At 57.1% G+C, this 18796-nt stretch carries 20 protein-coding genes; 10 read left to right on the top strand and 10 right to left on the bottom strand.

The window, feature by feature from the left end:
- Positions 1–10 precede the first annotated feature (10 nt).
- Positions 11–898 carry a heme o synthase gene (gene cyoE / locus AC6I7A_RS04390; protein ID WP_009091722.1) on the top strand — a complete coding sequence of 296 codons (888 nt, stop codon included), beginning with the start codon at positions 11–13 and terminating at the stop codon, positions 896–898.
- A 132-nt stretch (positions 899–1030) separates the two neighbouring features.
- Complete coding sequence (locus AC6I7A_RS04385) at positions 1031–2395, top strand: MFS transporter (protein WP_009091724.1); 1365 nt, start codon at positions 1031–1033, stop codon at positions 2393–2395.
- A 245-nt stretch (positions 2396–2640) separates the two neighbouring features.
- Here the strand turns inward: AC6I7A_RS04385 and AC6I7A_RS04380 are convergent, their stop codons facing one another.
- Positions 2641–3132, bottom strand: a complete 492-nt coding sequence (locus tag AC6I7A_RS04380; RefSeq protein WP_009091726.1) for a YajQ family cyclic di-GMP-binding protein — start codon at positions 3130–3132, stop codon at positions 2641–2643.
- Between the two features lie 135 nt (positions 3133–3267).
- On the opposite strand from AC6I7A_RS04380, the gene panE reads away from it, so the two are divergent.
- Positions 3268–4188 (top strand): 2-dehydropantoate 2-reductase, encoded by a 921-nt coding sequence (panE, locus tag AC6I7A_RS04375; protein WP_009091728.1) that lies wholly within the window; start codon positions 3268–3270, stop codon positions 4186–4188.
- Positions 4142–4738 carry a protein deglycase YajL gene (yajL, locus tag AC6I7A_RS04370; protein ID WP_058956368.1) on the top strand — a complete coding sequence of 199 codons (597 nt, stop codon included), beginning with the start codon at positions 4142–4144 and terminating at the stop codon, positions 4736–4738. Before panE ends, yajL begins: the two co-directional genes overlap by 47 nt.
- A 51-nt stretch (positions 4739–4789) precedes the next feature.
- On the opposite strand, the gene thiI is transcribed toward yajL, so the two are convergent.
- The gene (gene thiI, locus AC6I7A_RS04365) at positions 4790–6238 is read right to left on the bottom strand and encodes a tRNA uracil 4-sulfurtransferase ThiI (RefSeq protein WP_009091733.1); all 1449 of its coding nucleotides are present in this window, start codon (positions 6236–6238) and stop codon (positions 4790–4792) included.
- A 232-nt stretch (positions 6239–6470) separates the two neighbouring features.
- Here thiI and xseB point away from each other — a divergent pair, with 232 nt between their 5' ends.
- The 4 genes from xseB to AC6I7A_RS04345 all read left to right on the top strand — a co-directional run bounded on the left by xseB (position 6471) and on the right by AC6I7A_RS04345 (position 10552).
- Positions 6471–6713, top strand: a complete 243-nt coding sequence (gene xseB / locus AC6I7A_RS04360; RefSeq protein ID WP_009091735.1) for an exodeoxyribonuclease VII small subunit — start codon at positions 6471–6473, stop codon at positions 6711–6713.
- The gene (gene ispA, locus AC6I7A_RS04355; protein ID WP_058956369.1) at positions 6713–7612 is read left to right on the top strand and encodes a (2E,6E)-farnesyl diphosphate synthase; all 900 of its coding nucleotides are present in this window, start codon (positions 6713–6715) and stop codon (positions 7610–7612) included. The genes xseB and ispA overlap by 1 nt, the downstream gene beginning before the upstream one ends.
- 19 nt (positions 7613–7631) lie before the next feature.
- Positions 7632–9497 carry a 1-deoxy-D-xylulose-5-phosphate synthase gene (gene dxs, locus AC6I7A_RS04350; protein ID WP_058956370.1) on the top strand — a complete coding sequence of 622 codons (1866 nt, stop codon included), beginning with the start codon at positions 7632–7634 and terminating at the stop codon, positions 9495–9497.
- A gap of 80 nt (positions 9498–9577) precedes the next feature.
- Entirely contained in the window at positions 9578–10552 is a 975-nt protein-coding gene (locus tag AC6I7A_RS04345; RefSeq protein WP_009091739.1) for an aldo/keto reductase, read from the top strand.
- 51 nt (positions 10553–10603) lie between these two features.
- Here AC6I7A_RS04345 and pgpA read toward each other — a convergent pair whose 3' ends face one another.
- From pgpA to nrdR, 6 genes are all read right to left on the bottom strand, one after another.
- Complete coding sequence (gene pgpA, locus AC6I7A_RS04340; RefSeq protein ID WP_072052699.1) at positions 10604–11143, bottom strand: phosphatidylglycerophosphatase A; 540 nt, start codon at positions 11141–11143, stop codon at positions 10604–10606.
- The gene (gene thiL, locus AC6I7A_RS04335) at positions 11088–12065 is read right to left on the bottom strand and encodes a thiamine-phosphate kinase (protein WP_058956371.1); all 978 of its coding nucleotides are present in this window, start codon (positions 12063–12065) and stop codon (positions 11088–11090) included. The genes pgpA and thiL overlap by 56 nt, the downstream gene beginning before the upstream one ends.
- A gap of 55 nt (positions 12066–12120) precedes the next feature.
- Positions 12121–12540, bottom strand: a complete 420-nt coding sequence (gene nusB / locus AC6I7A_RS04330; protein ID WP_009091744.1) for a transcription antitermination factor NusB — start codon at positions 12538–12540, stop codon at positions 12121–12123.
- A gap of 19 nt (positions 12541–12559) precedes the next feature.
- On the bottom strand, positions 12560–13030 hold the full coding sequence (gene ribH, locus AC6I7A_RS04325; RefSeq protein ID WP_009091746.1) for a 6,7-dimethyl-8-ribityllumazine synthase: 471 nt from the start codon (positions 13028–13030) through the stop codon (positions 12560–12562).
- A 90-nt stretch (positions 13031–13120) separates the two neighbouring features.
- Positions 13121–14221, bottom strand: coding sequence for a bifunctional diaminohydroxyphosphoribosylaminopyrimidine deaminase/5-amino-6-(5-phosphoribosylamino)uracil reductase RibD (gene ribD / locus AC6I7A_RS04320; RefSeq protein ID WP_058956372.1), 1101 nt, complete (start codon positions 14219–14221; stop codon positions 13121–13123).
- A gap of 3 nt (positions 14222–14224) precedes the next feature.
- Complete coding sequence (gene nrdR, locus AC6I7A_RS04315; protein WP_009091750.1) at positions 14225–14674, bottom strand: transcriptional regulator NrdR; 450 nt, start codon at positions 14672–14674, stop codon at positions 14225–14227.
- A 185-nt stretch (positions 14675–14859) separates the two neighbouring features.
- Between nrdR and lysM the strand changes: the two genes are divergently transcribed.
- Both lysM and AC6I7A_RS04305 read left to right on the top strand, forming a co-directional pair.
- Entirely contained in the window at positions 14860–15297 is a 438-nt protein-coding gene (gene lysM, locus AC6I7A_RS04310) for a peptidoglycan-binding protein LysM (protein WP_009091752.1), read from the top strand.
- Positions 15298–15313: 16 nt separating this feature from the next.
- Positions 15314–15892: a SadB/YajI family lipoprotein gene (locus AC6I7A_RS04305; protein WP_046101349.1), complete on the top strand. Its 579-nt coding sequence runs from the start codon at positions 15314–15316 to the stop codon at positions 15890–15892.
- A gap of 60 nt (positions 15893–15952) precedes the next feature.
- Here the strand turns inward: AC6I7A_RS04305 and secF are convergent, their stop codons facing one another.
- Both secF and secD read right to left on the bottom strand, forming a co-directional pair.
- The gene (gene secF, locus AC6I7A_RS04300) at positions 15953–16921 is read right to left on the bottom strand and encodes a protein translocase subunit SecF (protein WP_009091756.1); all 969 of its coding nucleotides are present in this window, start codon (positions 16919–16921) and stop codon (positions 15953–15955) included.
- 10 nt (positions 16922–16931) lie between these two features.
- Positions 16932–18779 carry a protein translocase subunit SecD gene (gene secD / locus AC6I7A_RS04295; protein WP_009091758.1) on the bottom strand — a complete coding sequence of 616 codons (1848 nt, stop codon included), beginning with the start codon at positions 18777–18779 and terminating at the stop codon, positions 16932–16934.
- Between the last annotated feature and the right edge of the window lie 17 nt (positions 18780–18796).

The following is an 18796-nucleotide window of genomic DNA, read 5'->3' as shown; positions in this document are numbered from 1 at the left end:
GTCACGCGTAATGTTTAAGCAATACCTGCAAGTTACAAAACCAGGAATTATTTTCGGGAATTTAATTTCTGTGATCGGCGGATTCCTGCTGGCCTCTAAAGGCAACACGGATTACGCCCTGTTTCTCATCACCCTGGTGGGCGTGTCACTGGTGGTTGCATCGGGTTGTGTTTTCAACAACGTGATCGACCGCGACATCGACATCAAGATGGAGAGAACCAGGAATCGGGTGCTGGTAAAAGGCCTTATCTCCGCGAAAGTAAGCCTGGTTTATGCCACTGTGCTGGGTATTGCTGGCTTTGCGTTGCTCTACTTCGGTGCAAATCCGCTGGCCATGTGGCTGGCGGTGATGGGCTTCGTGGTTTACGTGGGCATCTACAGTCTCTACATGAAGCGTCACTCCGTTTACGGTACGCTGATTGGCAGTCTGTCGGGTGCTGCACCGCCGGTTATCGGCTACTGTGCGGTATCCAATGAGTTTGATGCCGGTGCCTTAATCCTGCTGGCGATCTTCAGCCTGTGGCAGATGCCGCACTCGTACGCGATTGCCATCTTCCGCTTTAAAGATTACCAGGCGGCGAATATCCCGGTACTGCCGGTGGTGAAAGGGATCTCCGTAGCAAAAAATCATATTACGCTCTATATCCTGGCGTTTATGATTGCCACGCTGATGCTGACGCTGGGTGGCTATGCCGGCTACAAATATCTGGTGGTGGCCGCTGCGGTCAGCGTCTGGTGGCTGGGCATGGCGTTATCCGGTTATAAAACCGCTGACGATCGTGTCTGGGCACGTAAACTGTTTGTCTTCTCTATCGTGACGATCACCGCGCTGAGCGTGATGATGTCGGTAGATTCGATGGCTCCGGCCTCGAAGGACCTGCTGACTTACGTCTGGTAACGGACACCGTAAGAGCATGAAAAGGGCGCGATTTTCGCGCCCTTTCTTTTTGTTACGACTGCTTAAAAACTATTGTTTTACCCGCCCTGCCCCGCCCCCTAGAATAAATGCAGCACATTAACAGAGGTTGGAATGAACGATAATAAAATGACTCCGGTGGAGCTGCGTGCCACATGGGGCCTCGGTACGGTCTTTTCCCTGCGCATGCTGGGAATGTTTATGGTCCTGCCGGTACTGACCACTTATGGCATGGCATTACAGGGCGCGAGTGAAACGCTGATCGGCCTGGCGATTGGTATCTATGGCCTGGCCCAGGCGATTTTTCAGATTCCTTTTGGTCTGCTTTCCGATCGCATCGGGCGAAAGCCGTTGATCGTGGGCGGACTGCTGCTGTTTGTTCTGGGTAGCGTTATTGCTGCCTGCACGGACTCTATCTGGGGCATTATTCTGGGCCGTGCGCTGCAGGGCTCCGGCGCAATTGCCGCTGCCGTGATGGCGCTGCTCTCCGATTTGACGCGAGAGCAGAACCGCACCAAAGCGATGGCCTTTATCGGCATCAGTTTTGGTGTCACCTTCGCGATTGCGATGGTCGTCGGCCCGGTCGTTACGCACGCGTTAGGGCTGCAGGCGCTGTTCTGGATGATTGCGATCCTGGCCTCGCTGGGTATCGTCATCACGCTGCTGGTGGTGCCATCCACCCCGCATCATGTGCTGAACCGTGAATCGGGCATGGTCAAAGGCAGCTTTCGCAAGGTGCTGGCAAATCCACGTCTGGTGAAGCTGAATATCGGTATTTTCTGTCTGCATATCCTGCTGATGTCGAGCTTTGTCGCCTTGCCGGGGCAATTTGAGCAGGCGGGTTTCCCGGCCCCGGAACACTGGAAAGTCTATCTCTCGACCATGCTGATCGCCTTTGCGGGCGTGGTGCCGTTCATCATTTATGCCGAAGTGAAGCGTCGCATGAAGCGCGTCTTTGTGGGCTGCGTCGGGATGATCGTTATTGCTGAGATCGTACTGTGGGGTGCGGAAGGCCATTTCTGGACGCTGGTCGTTGGGGTTCAGCTCTTCTTCTTCGCTTTCAATCTGATGGAAGCCATTCTCCCTTCGCTGATCAGTAAAGAGTCGCCTGCCGGTTACAAAGGAACGGCGATGGGCATTTACTCTACCAGCCAGTTCCTTGGCGTAGCCGTTGGCGGCAGCATGGGCGGCTGGGTGTTTGGTCATTTCGATGCACAGACCGTGTTTATGGTCGGCGCAATGGTGGCTGCGGCCTGGCTGTTTGTCAGTATGACGATGCAGGAGCCCCCTTATGTGAGCAGCCTGCGCATTGTGCTGAGTGACGCGGCACTGGCTTTGCCGAATCTGGAGCAGCGCCTGAAAGCGCAGAAAGGGGTGAACTCCGTGTTTATCGTGCCGGAAGAGAAAAGCGCGTATATCAAAATTGATAGCAAGGTCACCAGTCGGCCAGAGCTGGAAGCGCTGCTGGGGAGTTGCTAGTTTAAGAAAATTTTCGCGACGACTTCCGCTCGTTTCGCTTCAGGATCGAGCTGGCTCAGGGAACAGGGTCAGATCGGAAAGTCGCAAAAGCCGCATCCTTCTTACAGACGACTCATAAATTCAAAGGCGATGGGAGCCTGTGCCTGTAGCAATCATCCAGACGACATCCGGTTCGATAACAAAAAACCCGGCCTGAGCCGGGTTTTTCATAACTGCCTTCAGGCCAAAAAAACAGCCTGCCCCGCTTAATCGCGGAAGTTTTTAAACTGGAACGGCTGTCCCAGATTGCTGCCGCGCACAATCGCCATTGCGCTCTGCAGATCATCGCGCGCTTTGCCGGTCACTCGTAATGCTTCACCCTGAATCTGGGTCTGTACTTTCAGCTTACTGTCTTTGATCAGCTTTACCAGCTTCTTCGCTACGTCGCTCTCAATGCCTTTCTTCAGTTTGGCATCGACCGCCCAGCTTTTACCGCTGTGCTCAATCTCTTCCGGCACCTCTAAGGCACCGCCTTCAATCCCGCGCTTCAGTAACTTCTCACGCAAAATATCGACCAGCTGTTTAACCTGGAAATCAGACTCGCTGGTGATTTTAATGGTTTCATTCTTTTCGTTGAGCTCAAACTCGGCGCTCACGTTGCGGAAATCGAAGCGGGTAGACACCTCACGGTTGGCATTCTCCACCGCATTGCGAATTTCCTGCAGATCGACTTCTGAAACGATATCGAAAGATGGCATCTCTTCTTCTCCTGACGCTAAAGTGACATGCATAATACGCGTCTTACGGTGCTAAATAAAATCAGGCTGTGCACGACGCTATACTCATGGTGTGACAGTAAATAATAAATGGATAGCCCGCCAGCGGGAGGCAGTATGAAAATTACCGTGTTAGGGTGCGGTGCTCTGGGTCAGGTCTGGCTGACAGCGCTCGCCCGTCAGGGACACGAGGTGCAGGGATGGTTGCGGGTGCCGCAGCCCTATTGCTCGGCCAATGTCGTCGACCCGGAAGGCAACATAGCCAACCGCACCTTCATCGCTAACGATCCGCTGTTTCTGGCGGAAAGCCAGCTGCTGCTGGTTACGCTAAAAGCGCCACAGGTGTCACCCGCCGTGAAAAATCTGGAAAGCGTTCTGCCGGAAAACTGCCCGGTGCTGCTGCTGCATAACGGCATGGGCACGCTGGAGGAGCTTAAAGGGTTAACTCAGCCGCTACTGCGCGGCGTCACGACGCACGCCGCGATGCGTGATGGCACCGTCATCAAACACATCGCCAGCGGCATCACCCACATCGGCCCCGGTAACCGCAAAAGCGCTGCTTACAGCGATCTGGCCGACATCCTGCACCATGCCCTGCCCGATGTCGCCTGGCATGACAACATCCGTGCGGCCTGCTGGCGCAAGCTGGCGGTGAACTGCGTGATCAACCCGCTCAGCGTTGAATATGAGTGCCAGAACGGCGCGCTGCGTGCGTATCCGGAACAGATTGCGCAGTTATGCGAAGAGATCAGCTGGGTCATGGAGCGCGAAGGTCAGAACGTAGCCAGCGAAAGCCTGCAGGATATTATCTTCGACGTGATTGAAAGCACGGCGGCGAACACCTCTTCCATGCTGCAGGATATCCGCGCGCAGCGGCTCACCGAAATCGACTACATCAGCGGCTTTTTACTGCGCCGCGCCCGGACGCACGGCCTGGTGCTGTCGGAGAACACCCGTCTGTATGACATTGTAAAACGCAAGGAGTCCCATTATGACCGCGAACGCATCGGTGCTGGTTTGCCTGGCACATGGCAGTGAAGAGACCGAAGCCGTCACCACCATCGACCTGCTGGTTCGTGCCGGGCTGAACGTCGTCACCGCCAGCGTCGAGAGCGATGGCAGCAGGGAGATCATCTGCTCACGCGGTGTCCGCCTGCTGGCTGACGCCCCGCTGGTCGAGGTCGCCGACAATGATTTCGCCGCCATTGTCCTGCCCGGTGGCCTGAAAGGCGCGGAGACCTTCCGTGACAGCCCGCTGCTGGTCGAAACGGTGCGTCAGTTTCATCTCAGTGATAAAATCGTTGCGGCGATTTGCGCGGCGGCAGGTACGGTGCTGGTTCCCCACGATCTGTTCCCTGTCGGAAACATGACCGGCTTTCCCGGCTTAAAAGAGACCATTCCGGCGGAGAAATGGATGGAGCGCCGCGTCGTCTGGGATCCGCGGGTAAAACTGCTCACCAGCCAGGCACCCGGCACGGCCATGGATTTTGCGCTGAAGCTGATCGATCTGCTGGTGGGAAAAGAAATGGCGCGCGACGTTGCCGCCCAGCTGGTGCTGGCACCCGGCATTTATGACTATCAGGCGTGATCAGGCTCATCAGTCAGACCCCGACAGGGTCTGACTGACCGTAAGCCAGCACTACGGGCGGTAGACTTTCACGTTCTTAAAGCCCTGCTCATGCAGATAGAGGGCCTGCAGACGGCTCATCACGCCGCGATCGCAGTAAAGCAGCCAGGTGCGGTTCTGATCGAGATCGCCAAACTGCGTGCTGAGTTTGTAGAACGGCAGTGATTTCACTTCCGTGGCCTTCAGCTCAAGCGGATTCTCTTCCTGCTCGTCGATGGCGCGGATATCCAGCACCACGTCGTTTTCACTCAGCAGCGCGACGGTTTCAACTTCCACCACCTCCTCTTCTGTCTGCTCAGCGATGGTGCGGATATCGACATTGGTCGCCTCTTCCACCACGCGATCCAGAATCGTGAAGTCGAAATTCTGCTCTTCTGCCTCGATCTTCGCTTTCACCGCCTTCACTGTCGGGCTTTTGGAAATCACCCCACAATATTCCGGCATGGTGCTGGCAAAATCTTCGGTGCCGATCTCCCGAGCGACTTTGATGATGTGCTCTTTGTCGTGAGAGATCAGCGGACGCAGAATCAGCGTATCGGAGGCGTTATCAATCAGACGCAGGTTGGTCAGCGTCTGGCTCGATACCTGCCCGACCGCTTCACCGGTGACCAGCGCCTGTACGCCGTAACGCTCAGCCACGCGGGAAGCGGCACGCACCATCATGCGCTTCAGCACCACGCCCATCTGACCGTCATCCACTTTTTCCAGGATCTCACCGACGACCGGCTCAAAATTGATCGCCACAAAACGCACCCGGTGCGAACGGCCAAAGCGGTTCCAGAGATAGTGCGCGACCTGACGGACGCCAATCTCATGGGCGGCACCGCCAAGATTAAAGAAGCAGTAGTGTACGCGGCTGCCGCGGCGCAGCAGCATGTAGCTGGAGACGCCGGAGTCAAAGCCACCGGAAATCAGCGACAGCACATCTTCCTGTGTGCCGATTGGGAAACCGCCCAGCCCCTCATAGCGTGCGGTCACCAGCGTCAGCTGATTCTCGTCCACTTCGAGATTAACCGTTACCTCCGGGTTTTTGAGCTGCACACGGGCGCTTTCGATGTGCTGGTTCAGCCCGCCGCCCACATAGCGCTCCACATCCTGCGAACTGAAGCTATGCTTACCACGACGTTTAACCCGAACGCAGAAGCTCTTCCCTTCGAGGCTGTCGCGATACTGCGCTAAGGTCTGTTCGAAGATGTGATGAATATCGGTGTACTCGCGATCTTCAACCGCTAAAACGTGATGAATCCCCGGAATGCGCGTCAGCTCATCGGGAATAATGTCCCGCAGCGCGTCGTTTTTTGAGCGCACTTCAATGTGATCCCAGTAACGCACAACGGCGATGTCGTCGCTGACGGTTTTCAGGACGTTACGGATATTGCTGGCAAGAATCTTGATAAAGCGCAAACGCACCGACTGACTCTTGATGGTGATTTCAGGAAATAACTTGATGATAAACTTCATGGCGACACAGCTTCGTTGGGCAAATAAGTGCTAAAAGAGGCAGCACTTAGCTGGTAAAATCACAAAATTGCGGGCTGCAAGGCGCAACCGCATCCGAGGCGCGGGAGTATATCACCTTTGTCAGGTGACTGCTTCTTCATCAGCTGCCGCATTGATTATTTTGCTAATCATAGGGTCTCAGCTACCATGACCGATTGCGAGATAATGTCCCAACCGTGAGTCGACACGAAATATGCCGAAAAAAGCCGAACAGCCAGCCAGCTTCGAAACGTCATTGCAGCAGCTGGAGCAGATTGTCAGCCGTCTGGAAAGTGGTGAACTGCCGCTGGAAGAAGCCCTGAACGAGTTTGAGCGCGGCGTGCAGCTGGCGCGGACAGGCCAGCAGACGCTGCAGCAGGCTGAACAGCGTGTCCGTATTCTGCTGAACGATGATAAAAACGCCGACCTCACTGCTTTCACGCCGGAAAATGACTAATGGATTTTGTCCGATTACTCGACGCGTATCAGCAGCAGGTCAACGCCGCGCTGACGCGTTTTATAGCGCCACTTCCTTTTCAGAGTTCTCCTCTGGTTAATGCCATGCATTATGGGGCATTATTGGGCGGTAAACGCCTGCGCCCTTTTCTGGTCTACGCGACCGGTGAGATGCTCCGCGCCGACCCGGCGAGTCTGGATGCGCCCGCCGCCGCGGTTGAATGCATTCATGCGTACTCTCTGATTCATGACGATCTCCCTGCGATGGATGACGATGCACTGCGTCGCGGGCAGCCGACCTGTCACATTAAATATGGCGAAGATACGGCGATACTGGCAGGCGATGCCCTGCAGACGCTGGCCTTCTCAATTCTGACTGACGCAGCCATGCCGGGTGTCAGCGCGGAGTACCGGCTGCGGATGATCTCTGAACTGGCAAACGCCAGTGGCGTGGCCGGCATGTGTGGCGGTCAGGCGCTTGATCTGGCGGCAGAGGGTAAATCGGTGGATCTCAATCAGCTGGAGCAGATCCATCGCCACAAAACGGGCGCGCTGATCCGCTCAGCCGTCCGCTTAGGTGCTTTTACCGCAGGCGATGCGGGCCGTGAAGCCCTGCCGCTGCTCGACCGCTATGCTGAGGCTATCGGTCTCGCGTTTCAGGTGCAGGACGACATCCTGGACGTGGTGGGTGACACCGCCGTTATCGGAAAACGTCAGGGTGCCGATCAGCAACTGGGCAAAAGCACCTATCCTTCACTGTTAGGCTTAGAAAATGCCCGTGCCAAAGCGCGGGATTTGTATCAGGAAGCCCTTGATGCTCTGGAATTGCTCGCTGCGCACTCCTATAACACCACAGCACTGCAGGCGCTGGCGAGCTTCATAATTGAACGCGACAAATAACTTCCATAATGAGTCTCTGATGAGTTTTGATATTGCTAAATACCCGACACTGGCGCTGGCAAACACGGTTCAGGAGCTGCGTGCCCTGCCGAAAGAGAAGCTGCCTGCACTGTGTGATGAACTGCGTCAGTATCTGTTAGACAGCGTGAGCCGCTCCAGCGGCCATTTTGCATCGGGTCTGGGCGTTGTCGAACTGACTGTCGCGCTGCATTATGTCTACAACACTCCTTTTGATCATCTGGTGTGGGATGTAGGTCATCAGGCTTATCCGCATAAAATTCTGACCGGTCGCCGCGATCGCATCGGCACCATCCGTCAGAAAAACGGCGTGCATCCGTTCCCGTGGCGCGGCGAAAGTGAATATGACGTGCTGAGCGTCGGTCACTCGTCGACCTCCATCAGTGCCGGTCTGGGCATGGCCGCGGCGGCAGAACGCGAAGGTCAGGGGCGTCGCACCGCCTGTATTATCGGCGATGGGGCTATCACCGCAGGCATGGCGTTTGAAGCGATGAACCATGCCGGTGATATCAAACCGGACATGCTGGTGATCCTCAATGACAATGAGATGTCGATCTCCGAAAACGTCGGCGCGCTGAATAACCGTCTGGCGCAGATCCTGTCAGGTAAAACCTACGCGCGACTGCGTGAAGGCAGTAAGCGCGTGCTGACTAACCTGCCCCCGATTAAAGAGCTGGTTAAGCGCACGGAAGAGCACCTCAAAGGCATGGTGGTGCCGGGAACGCTGTTTGAAGAGTTAGGCTTCAACTACATCGGTCCGGTTGATGGCCACGATGTCCTGACGCTGGTCAATACGCTGAGTAACATGCGCAACCTGAAAGGGCCGCAGTTCCTGCATATCATGACGAAGAAAGGTAAAGGCTACGCCCCGGCAGAGGAAGATCCGATCGCCTGGCACGCCGTCCCTAAATTCGATCCGGCCATCGGCGAACTGCCGAAAAGTGCCGAAGGTCTGCCGAGCTACTCTAAAATCTTCGGCAACTGGCTGTGCGAAATGGCCGCCGACGATCCGAAGCTGATGGCGATTACCCCGGCGATGCGTGAAGGCTCCGGCATGGTGACCTTCTCCCGTGAGTTCCCGCAGCAATATTTTGATGTGGCGATCGCCGAGCAGCACGCGGTGACCTTCGCCGCCGGTATGGCAATTGGCGGTTATAAGCCGATTGTGGCCATCTATTCCACCTTCCTGCAGCGCGCCTACGATCAGCTGATCCATGACGTCGCTATCCAGAAACTGCCGGTCCTGTTTGCTATCGATCGCGGTGGTATTGTTGGCGCTGACGGTCAGACTCACCAGGGCGCATTTGATCTCGCCTATCTGCGCTGTGTGCCGGAGATGGTGATCATGACCCCCAGCGACGAAAATGAGTGCCGTCAGATGCTCTACACCGGCTATCACTATCAGGACGGGCCGAGCGCCGTGCGTTATCCGCGCGGCACCGGCGTTGGCACCCCACTGGCACCGCTACAGAGCCTGCCGCTGGGCAAAGGCGTGGTGAAACGTCAGGGTGAAGAACTGGCGATTCTGAACTTCGGTACGCTGCTGCCGGAAGCGGCCGCTGCGGCGGAAGCGCTGAATGCGACCCTGATCGATATGCGCTTTGTGAAGCCGCTGGATGAGGCGCTGATTGCCGAACTGGCCGCCACCCACACGTCACTGATTACGCTGGAAGAAGGCGCAATCAAGGGCGGCGCAGGCAGCGGCGTCAATGAGTTCGTCATGGCGAAACGCCTGGCTGTGCCGGTTCTCAATATCGGTCTGCCCGATGAATTTATCCCGCAGGGCACACAGGAAGAAGTGCGCCATGACTACCTGCTGGACGCCGAAGGTATCCAGCAGCAGATCACCCGCTGGCTGGCGCAGTAACCTCTCCTCTCTGCGCTCCCTCCGGGGAGCGCAACGCCCTGCTATGCTGAAACCTTTGCACTTTCGCAGGAGCCTCCACCATGAAACTGATTCAACTGGGAACTACCGACCTTCAGGTTTCTCGCCTCTGTCTGGGCTGCATGACCTATGGCGAGCCGACGCGCGGCAACCACGCCTGGACGCTGCCTGAAGCGAGCAGCCGTCCGCTGATCCAGCAGGCCCTCAACGCAGGGATCAACTTCTTCGACACGGCCAACAGCTATTCAGACGGCAGCAGTGAAGAGATCCTGGGACGGGCGCTGAAAGATTTTGCGCGCCGTGAAGAGATTGTGGTCGCCACCAAAGTCTATTTCCCCCTGAGCAACCTCTCACAGGGTCTGTCGCGCAAAAATATCCTGCAATCCATTGATGACAGCCTGCAGCGCCTCGGCATGGAGTATGTCGATCTGCTGCAGATTCACCGCTGGGATTACGAGACGCCGCTGGAAGAGACGCTGGAAGCGCTGCATGATGTCGTACAGTCGGGCAAAGCGCGCTACATCGGGGCCTCATCCATGCACGCCAGCCAGTTTGCTCAGGCGTTGCAGATGCAGTCGCAACAGGGCTGGCATCGCTTTGTCAGCATGCAGGATCAGTACAACCTGATTCAGCGTGAAGAGGAGCGTGAAATGCATCCGCTCTGTCAGAAAGAGCAGATCGCCGTGCTGCCCTGGAGCCCGCTGGCGCGCGGTAAGCTGACCCGCCCATGGGGTGAAAACACCGCTCGCTCCACCTCTGATCAGGTCATGGCGAAGCTCTATGCCACCACCGAAGAGAATGATGCCGCCATTGCGCAGCGTCTGGCGCAGGTAGCAGAGAGTAAAGGCGTGACGCGGGCACAGGTCGCCCTGGCCTGGCTGCTGAGCAAACCTGCCGTCACGGCGCCAATCATCGGCGCGTCGCGTGCTGAGCAGTTTGCGGATCTGGTGAAGGCGGTGGATGTCACACTGAGTGACGACGAGATTACCCTGCTGGAAGAGGTCTATCAGCCGCATCAGGCGGTGGGATTCGAGTAACGCCGTCAGATGACGCCCTTGCCGGGCGTCATCTTATCGCGGGTGAGCGGATCAGCCCGCCAGCCAGACCCCGATGCCATACAGCATGGCAGCCGAAATGACCCCGGCAATGATGTCATCGACCATAATGCCCATGCCACCGTGCACGTTGCGGTCAAACCAGCGAATCGGCCAGGGTTTCCACATATCCAGAATACGGAACAGTACAAATCCCCCGAGCACCCACTGCCAGCTGTTGACCGGAATCGCCATCAGCGTAATCCACATGCCGATAAACTCATCCCAGACAATACTGCCATGATCGTGAACGCCCATATCTTTGGCGGTGCGATGACAGAGGTAAACGCCGACGCAGATGCCGACCAGCACGACCAGCGAATAGAGGTCCTGCGGCAGAAACGTCATCAGCCACCAGAACGGGATCGCCGCCAGCGATCCCATGGTGCCAGGCACCACCGGGCTTAACCCGCTGCCAAAACCGGTCGCCAGCAGATGCCAGGGATTGCTCATCCGCAGGCGGCCTTTGGCCACATCGTTATTTCGTATCAAAGTGATCAAATCCTTTATGGCGGAAGGTGGCGGGCTTGCCATTATCCAGCAGCGTTAAGCCTTCCGACTCCGGTGCTATCTGACCGATGCAGGTGTAGGGCACGCCCAGATGACCCAGCGCCACATCCAGCGCGCCGCGATTCACCTCCGGCACGGTGAAGCAGAGCTCATAATCCTCTCCCCCACTCAGCGCCCAGCGCAGAACCTGCTCAGGGTCGAAATGGTCACGCAGCGCGCCAGAAAGCGGCAGAGCATCAAGATTAAGCCGTGCGCCACAGCCGCTGGCTTTCAGCACGTGACCGAGATCGGAAATCAGGCCGTCAGAGAGGTCTACCGCAGAGGAGGCCAGCGCACGCAGGGCCTGTCCCTGCAGAATGCGCGGCATGGGGCGCAGATGGCGTTTGATCAGCGCCTCATGCACCGCCGGATCGCTGATGCGGCAGTGATGCTGCAGCAGCGCCAGGCCCGCCGCACTGTCACCCAGCGTGCCGGTCACGTAGATCCAGTCACCCGGCTTCGCGCCGGAGCGTTTCAGGGCCCGGCCCTGCGGCACCAGACCGTGAATCGCCAGCGTCAGGCTCAGCGGGCCGCGCGTGGTGTCACCGCCCACCAGCTGCATATCGTAATACTCCAGCAGCTCAAACAGGCTCTCACTGAACGCCGACAGCCAGCTCTCATCGACCTGCGGCAGCGTCAGGGCCAGCGTCAGCCACGCGGGATCGGCGCCCATAGCGGCGAGGTCGCTGAGATTAACAGCCAGGGCTTTGTAGCCGAGATCGGCGGGATGGATATCCCGTAAGAAGTGCACACCGGCAACCAGGGTATCGGTGCTGACCGCCAGCGTCTGTTTTTCCGGCACGCTCAGTAACGCACAATCGTCACCGATGCCGAGTTCGACATCACGGCGGCTGCGTGTTCTGCGGTTGAAGTAGCGTGCGATGAGTTCAAATTCACCACAAGACATAATTACGTTCCGCTTAACCCTCTATGAAAAAAGGCCGGCAAGCCGGCCTTTTTGTTTATTTGCGATGGGGTCGAATCTGTGGACCGGCTTTATCCAGCACGCCGTTAACAAATTTATGACTGTCTTCGGCGCCGAAGACTTTCGCCAGCTCAATCCCTTCGTTGATGGCCACTTTATAGGGCACATCATCACGTTTGCTCAGCTCATACAGTGAGATGCGCAGGATCGCTTTTTCTACCTGGCCCAGCTCTTCAAGCTGACGCGACAGGTAGGGCTTCATCAGTCCATCCAGATACGCACTGTTGGTCGCCACACCGGACAGCAGTTCGCGGAAATAGGTAATGTCGACGTCTTTGACGTCCTGTTCCGCCAGAAACTGGTATTCCACATCGGCAATGTCGTTATTCGACAACTGCCAGGAGTAAAGCGCCTGAACAGCGCACTCACGGGCGCGACGACGAGCAGCAGGTTTCACAAAATTCCCCTTACAAAAATCAGGCTTTAATGGCTTTCAATACGTTGATCATTTCGAGCGCGGTCAGTGCGGCTTCCGCACCTTTGTTACCGGCTTTGGTACCGGCACGTTCAATGGCCTGCTCGATGCTTTCGGTTGTCAGCACGCCAAACGCGACAGGAATATCGCTGTTAATGGCGACGCTGGCGATACCGGAGCTGGCTTCACCCGCCACATATTCGAAGTGGGCAGTGCCACCACGAATCACGGTGCCGAGGGCGATAATCGCATCATATTTGCCGGCGTTAGCCAGCGCGCGAGCTGCCAGAGGCAGTTCGTAGGCGCCGGGAACCCAGACTACGGTGATATTGTCATCTTTGACCTGGCCGATACGTTTCAGGGCATCAATTGCACCCTCCAGCAGGCTGTCATTAATGAAGTTGTTAAAACGCGCGATAACGATGGCAACACTGGCCTCAGGCGTTGCAACAGCAGCTTCGATAACTTTCATACTTATCCTTTCAGGGGTTTATTTAGCCCCGCGCAGGGGGGCGGATTCTATCATACTCTTCGGCGGCGTGCTCTCGCTTTTCCGCCCGTGTTATTGCGGCGTCAGGGTCAGGCGTAAATCGTCACCGACCTGACGGACATCGCTGAAACGAAAGGCAGGCGCGTCAGCCAGCTGACTGAGTCCGGGCAGGTGACACAGGCCGCGGCCTTCATCACCTAACAGCTTAGGTGCCACGTAGACGATCAGCTCATCGGCCAGTCCCGCCTGCAGCAGCGCACCCGCCAGCGTTGCGCCCGCTTCAACCCAGACGCTGTTGATCTGGCGCTGGCCCAGCAGCATCATCATCGCCACCAGATCCAGCTGATGCTCGCGCTGCGGAACGGCAATTTGCGTTACGCCTGCGGGCCAGCTCTGCTGATCCGGCTGATGGCGCATCAGCCAGGTTTCTCCCGGCTGCGTAATCAGGCGATGCCCGGACGTAACGCGATTCTGGCTGTCGATAATCACCCGCACCGGCTGACGCAGCTGCTGCTCATCCAGCAGCGCCTGGGTGTCCGCACTGAGTTCGGACCAGCGCACCGTCAGGGAGGGATCGTCCGCCAGCACGGTTGCGCTGCTGCTCAGGATAGCCGCACTTTGCGCCCGCAGACGCTGCACATCACGACGTGCAGCCGCAGAGGTAATCCACTGACTTTCGCCGCTGGCCATGGCGGTCCGGCCATCCAGCGACGCGCCCAGTTTGAGCTGAATCCAGGGAAACCCGGTGCGCATCCGCTTGAGAAAGCCGCGATTCAGCGCCTCCGCTTCCGGCATCATCAGACCGTGGCTGACCTCAATGCCCGCCTGCTGCAGGCGGTGCAGCCCGCGACCGGCGACCTGCGGATTCGGGTCCTGCATCGCGGCCACGACCCGCTTCACACCTGCGGCGATCAGGGCATCACAGCAGGGAGGCGTACGGCCATGATGACTGCACGGCTCCAGCGTCACATAGGCGGTAGCACCGCGCGCTTTTTCGCCTGCCATACGCAGCGCGTGGACTTCCGCATGGGGTTCTCCGGCGCGCTGGTGCCACCCCTCCCCCACGACCTCACCATCGCGTACGATAACGCAGCCGACGTTGGGGTTGGGCATGGTGGTAAAACGGCCGCGTCGCGCCAGCTCCAGCGCGCGCGCCATATAGCGTTCATCCATACTTTAATCCTGTAACCGGGCGATCTCTTCGCCAAAATCCCGGATATCTTCAAAGCTGCGGTAAACCGAGGCGAAGCGGATGTAGGCCACCTTATCGAGTTTTTTCAGCTCATCCATCACCAGGTTGCCAATCAGCTTACTGGGGATCTCCCGTTCACCCGTGGCACGCAGCTGGGTTTTGATATGGTTCACGGCGCTTTCCACCGCGTCGGCGCTGACCGGACGCTTTTCCAGCGCCTTCATCATCCCGCTGGCCATTTTGTCTTCATTGAAGGGTTCGCGCACGTCATTGCTTTTCACCACGCGAGGCATCACCAGTTCTGCCACCTCAAAGGTGGTAAAGCGCTCATGGCACATCAGACACTGGCGGCGGCGGCGCACCGAAGAGCCTTCACTAACCAGACGAGAATCAATCACTTTGGTGTCCACAGCGGAGCAGAATGGGCAATGCATGACGTTTCCTGACGCGAGAGTGATAGGTCAGACAGTGTAGCGCGAACTGCGAATCAACAAAATCTCTTCGTGCCTTTCAGAGGATTCACCTCTCAGGATAAACGATGCTAAATTTCGTCTGCAGCAAAAGGGACTACGCTTTAAGGGCTGCAATTGAAATTTTCCACTAACACACTGGAGGTTGTATGGGTCTGTTTAACTTTGTGAAAGAAGCGGGTGAAAAATTGTGGGATGCCGTGCATGGCGGTGATGACCAGAATAAAAAGCTGCAGGAGCACATCAACAAACTCGGATTACCCGACAGCGACAAGGTTGATGTCAAAGTGAATGGCGATACCGTCACGGTGACCGGCGATGGCCTCTCTCAGGAGCTGAAAGAGAAGATTCTGATCGCAGCGGGCAACGTCGCGGGCATCACCAAAGTGGAAGACAAGGTTACCGTCACCGACAGCGCAGCGGAGTCCGAACTTTACACTGTGAAAAAAGGCGATACGCTGAGCGCTATCTCGAAACAGGTCTACGGCAACGCCAATGAGTACAATAAGATTTTCGAAGCGAACAAACCGATGCTGTCACACCCTGATAAGATCTACCCGGGTCAGGTGTTACGCATCCCGAAATAACGGACAAGGATAACTTATGAACAGGATGGTTTGGGTTCCGGTGGCGCTCTCTCTGGTGACGCTGAGCGGATGCAGCAGCACCGCCAGCACACCGCAGGTCAGAGAGCTGCATCAGGAAGTGAGTCAGCTTAATCAGCAGATGCAGCACCTGACCTCGCAAGCCAGTGCGCTGGAGATTCAGGGACAACTGAACAGCCAGTCGCAGCAGGGAGCATGGCTGCTGCCACAGGCCAATACGCCCGTGGCATTGCAGACCCGGCTCGGTACGCTGCGACTGACGCTGTCGCCCGTCACGGCTGAAGCGAGCGGCTCGCGGGCAACCCTCACGGTGCGTTCGATGGATGAACAGCCGTTGCCTGCGCTGAACGCCACGGTAATCTGGGGTGAGCTCGATCCCGCCAGCGGCAAACCGCTCGGCAATGACACGCTGAGTCAGACCATCACCGTGCCTGCCTCCCTGCTGCCGCAGCATTCGGTCACCGTCCCGCTGCGCCTCAGCGGTCTGACACCGGAGCAGATCGGCTACGTCCGCGTGCATAACGTGACCGGTAACGTGCCGACCCAGACCCCACCTGCTGCACCGGCATTACCCTGACGGCCGGCGCAAAAAAAACGGGCAGCCCCAGGGCTGCCCGTTTTCATTTCTGTCATGCGATTACGGCAGGATAGAAGGCTGATCTGCGCCCTCTTTCTCAACCTTCTGCACCAGCATATGTTCACGCTTCATGCCCAGCTTCAGCGCCAGCGCCGAAGAGACATAAATGGATGAAATCGTACCGATCGTCACACCAATCAGCATGGTCAGTGAGAAGCCTTTCAGCAGCGCACCACCAAAGATGAAGAGGATGAGGATCATCGCCAGTGTGGTCAGCGAGGTAATCAGCGTACGGCTTAAGGTCTGGGTCAGGGACACGTTGGTAATATCGTAAGCGCTGCCGCGACGGATCTTGCGGAAGTTTTCACGAATACGGTCAGAGACCACGATTTTATCGTTAAGCGAGTAGCCAATCACTGACATCAGTGAGGCAACAATCGTCAGGTCGATTTCAATACGGAACAGCGCCAGCAGACCGCAGGTGATGATGACGTCGTGCGCCAGCGCCAGCACGGTACCCAGTGCCAGACGCCACTCAAAGCGGAAACCGATATAGATCAGAATCGCAATCAGTGCCGACAACAGCGCCATCGCCCCCGCCTGCGCCAGGTCGCTGCCCACGCTCGGGCCTACGAACTCAATGCGCTTAACGGTCGCGTTCTGCTGGGTGGTCTGGTTAATCACCGACACCACTTTATTGCCTATTTCGGTGCCTGCCGGACCGGTAACCGGTGCCATACGCACCATGACGTCACGGCTGCTGCCAAAGTTCTGCACCAGCGGCTCGTCAAAGCCCGCTTTCACCAGATCGCTGCGCAGCGTGTCGAGGTCGGCAGGTTTTTCCAGCGCAATCTCAATCACGGTACCGCCGGTGAAATCGAGGCCCCAGTTAAAACCGCGCACGCCCACGATCGCAATCGCAGCGACGATCAGCAGTCCCGAAATGATGAAGGCCAGCGTATCCCAGCGCATAAAGTCGACGACTTTACGCCCGTGGTTCAACTGCTCAATGTTATATTCCTGTGCCACAACGCACTCCTCAGATAGACAGCTTGTTGATGCGTTTGCCACCGTAAACCAGGTTAACAATGGCACGGGTACCGATAATCGCGGTGAACATTGAGGTCGCGATACCGATAGCGGTGGTAATCGCAAAGCCTTTGATCGAACCGGTGCCGACCGCGTAAAGAATGATCACTTTGATCAGGGTGGTCACGTTCGCATCGACAATACTGGAGAAGGCGCCTTTGTAGCCCTCATGGATTGCCTGCTGAACCGAGCGCCCGTTGCGCAGCTCTTCTTTAATACGTTCGTTAATCAGTACGTTGGCATCAACTGCCACCGCCAGGGTTAACACGATACCGGCAATACCCGGCATGGTCAGGGTCGCGCCCGGCAGCAGGGACATGATGCCGACAATCAGCACCAGGTTTACCAGCAGCGCACTGGTCGCAATCAGACCAAACTTCTTGTAGAACACCACCATGAACAGGATCGACGCGAGCAGACCCCAGAGGCAGGCTTCCAGACCCTGAGTAATGTTCTGCTGACCCATGGTCGGTCCGATAGTGCGCTCTTCCACGATCTGGATTGGCGCAATCAACGCACCGGCACGCAGCAGCAGCGACAGCTGACGCGCTTCGTTCGGATTGTTGATACCGGTAATACGGAAGCTGTTCCCCAGGCGAGACTGGATATTGGCGACGTTAATCACCTCTTCCTGCTTCACCAGAATGGAACGGCCATTGGCATCTTTCTTACCGCTGTCTTTGTACTCCACAAACAGGGTCGCCATCGGTTTACCGATGTTGTCCTTGGTGAAGTTCGACATGATGTTTCCGCCTGCGCCATCCAGGGAAATGTTCACCTGTGGCTGGTTGTACTCATCCATGCTGGAAGTCGAGTCGGTGATGTGGTCACCGGTCAGAATCACCCGCTTGTAGAGTACGACCGGCTGGCCGTCACGCATCTTTTTGACTTCGGAGTCACCCGGCACCCGGCCACTGGCGGCTGCGCTCGGATCCACGGTGGTGTTCACCAGACGGAATTCCAGGGTTGCGGTCGCACCCAGAATCTCTTTGGCGCGCGCCGTGTCCTGAATCCCTGGCAGTTCCACCACGATGCGATCGGAACCCTGACGCTGAACCAGCGGTTCCGCCACGCCCAGTTGGTTCACACGGTTACGCAGAATCGTGATGTTCTGCTGAACCGCATATTCACGCGCTTCGCTGAGACGGGCATCGCTCATGGTGGCACGCAGCGCATCGCTGCCGCTGCTGTTAATCACCAGATCCTGATGACGGGAAGAGAGCCAGGAAATCGCCGCATCGCGGCTGGCGGCGTCACGGAAACGAATTTCCACGCCGTAGTTCGCGATTTTATTGACGTTGGTATAGGGGATATTTTTGGCGCGCAGGTCGCTACGCAGCGTATCAGCATTCTGCTCCTGCAGTTTGCTGAGTGCGGTGTCCATGTCCACTTCCATCAGGAAGTGCACGCCGCCACGCAGGTCGAGACCGAGTTTCATCGGTTCTGCTGACAGCATGGTCAGCCAGCGGGGCGTGGCAGGCGCGAGGTTCAGCGCCACGACGTAGTCTTCACCCAGCGCTTTCATGATCGCTTCACGGGCGCGTAACTGCACATCCGTATTGGCGAAGCGCGCGGTAATCGCACCATTTTCCAGCGCAACAGATTTGCTCTGGATATTGTCCTGTTTTAATGCGGACTGAATCTGATCCAGCGTCTGCTCACTGGCGGCGCTTCCGCGCGCACCAGTGATTTGAACGGCCGGATCCTCACCATAGAGGTTGGGAAGCGCATAGAGCAGGCCGACGATAATCACGACGACCAGCATCACATACTTCCACAAAGGATAACGGTTTAACACGGCAGTTCCCTTAGGGA

This window comes from Type-F symbiont of Plautia stali (assembly GCF_059731105.1).
The sequence above is the reverse complement of the archived record's forward strand: the minus strand, read 5'-3'. Positions and strand labels throughout refer to the sequence as shown.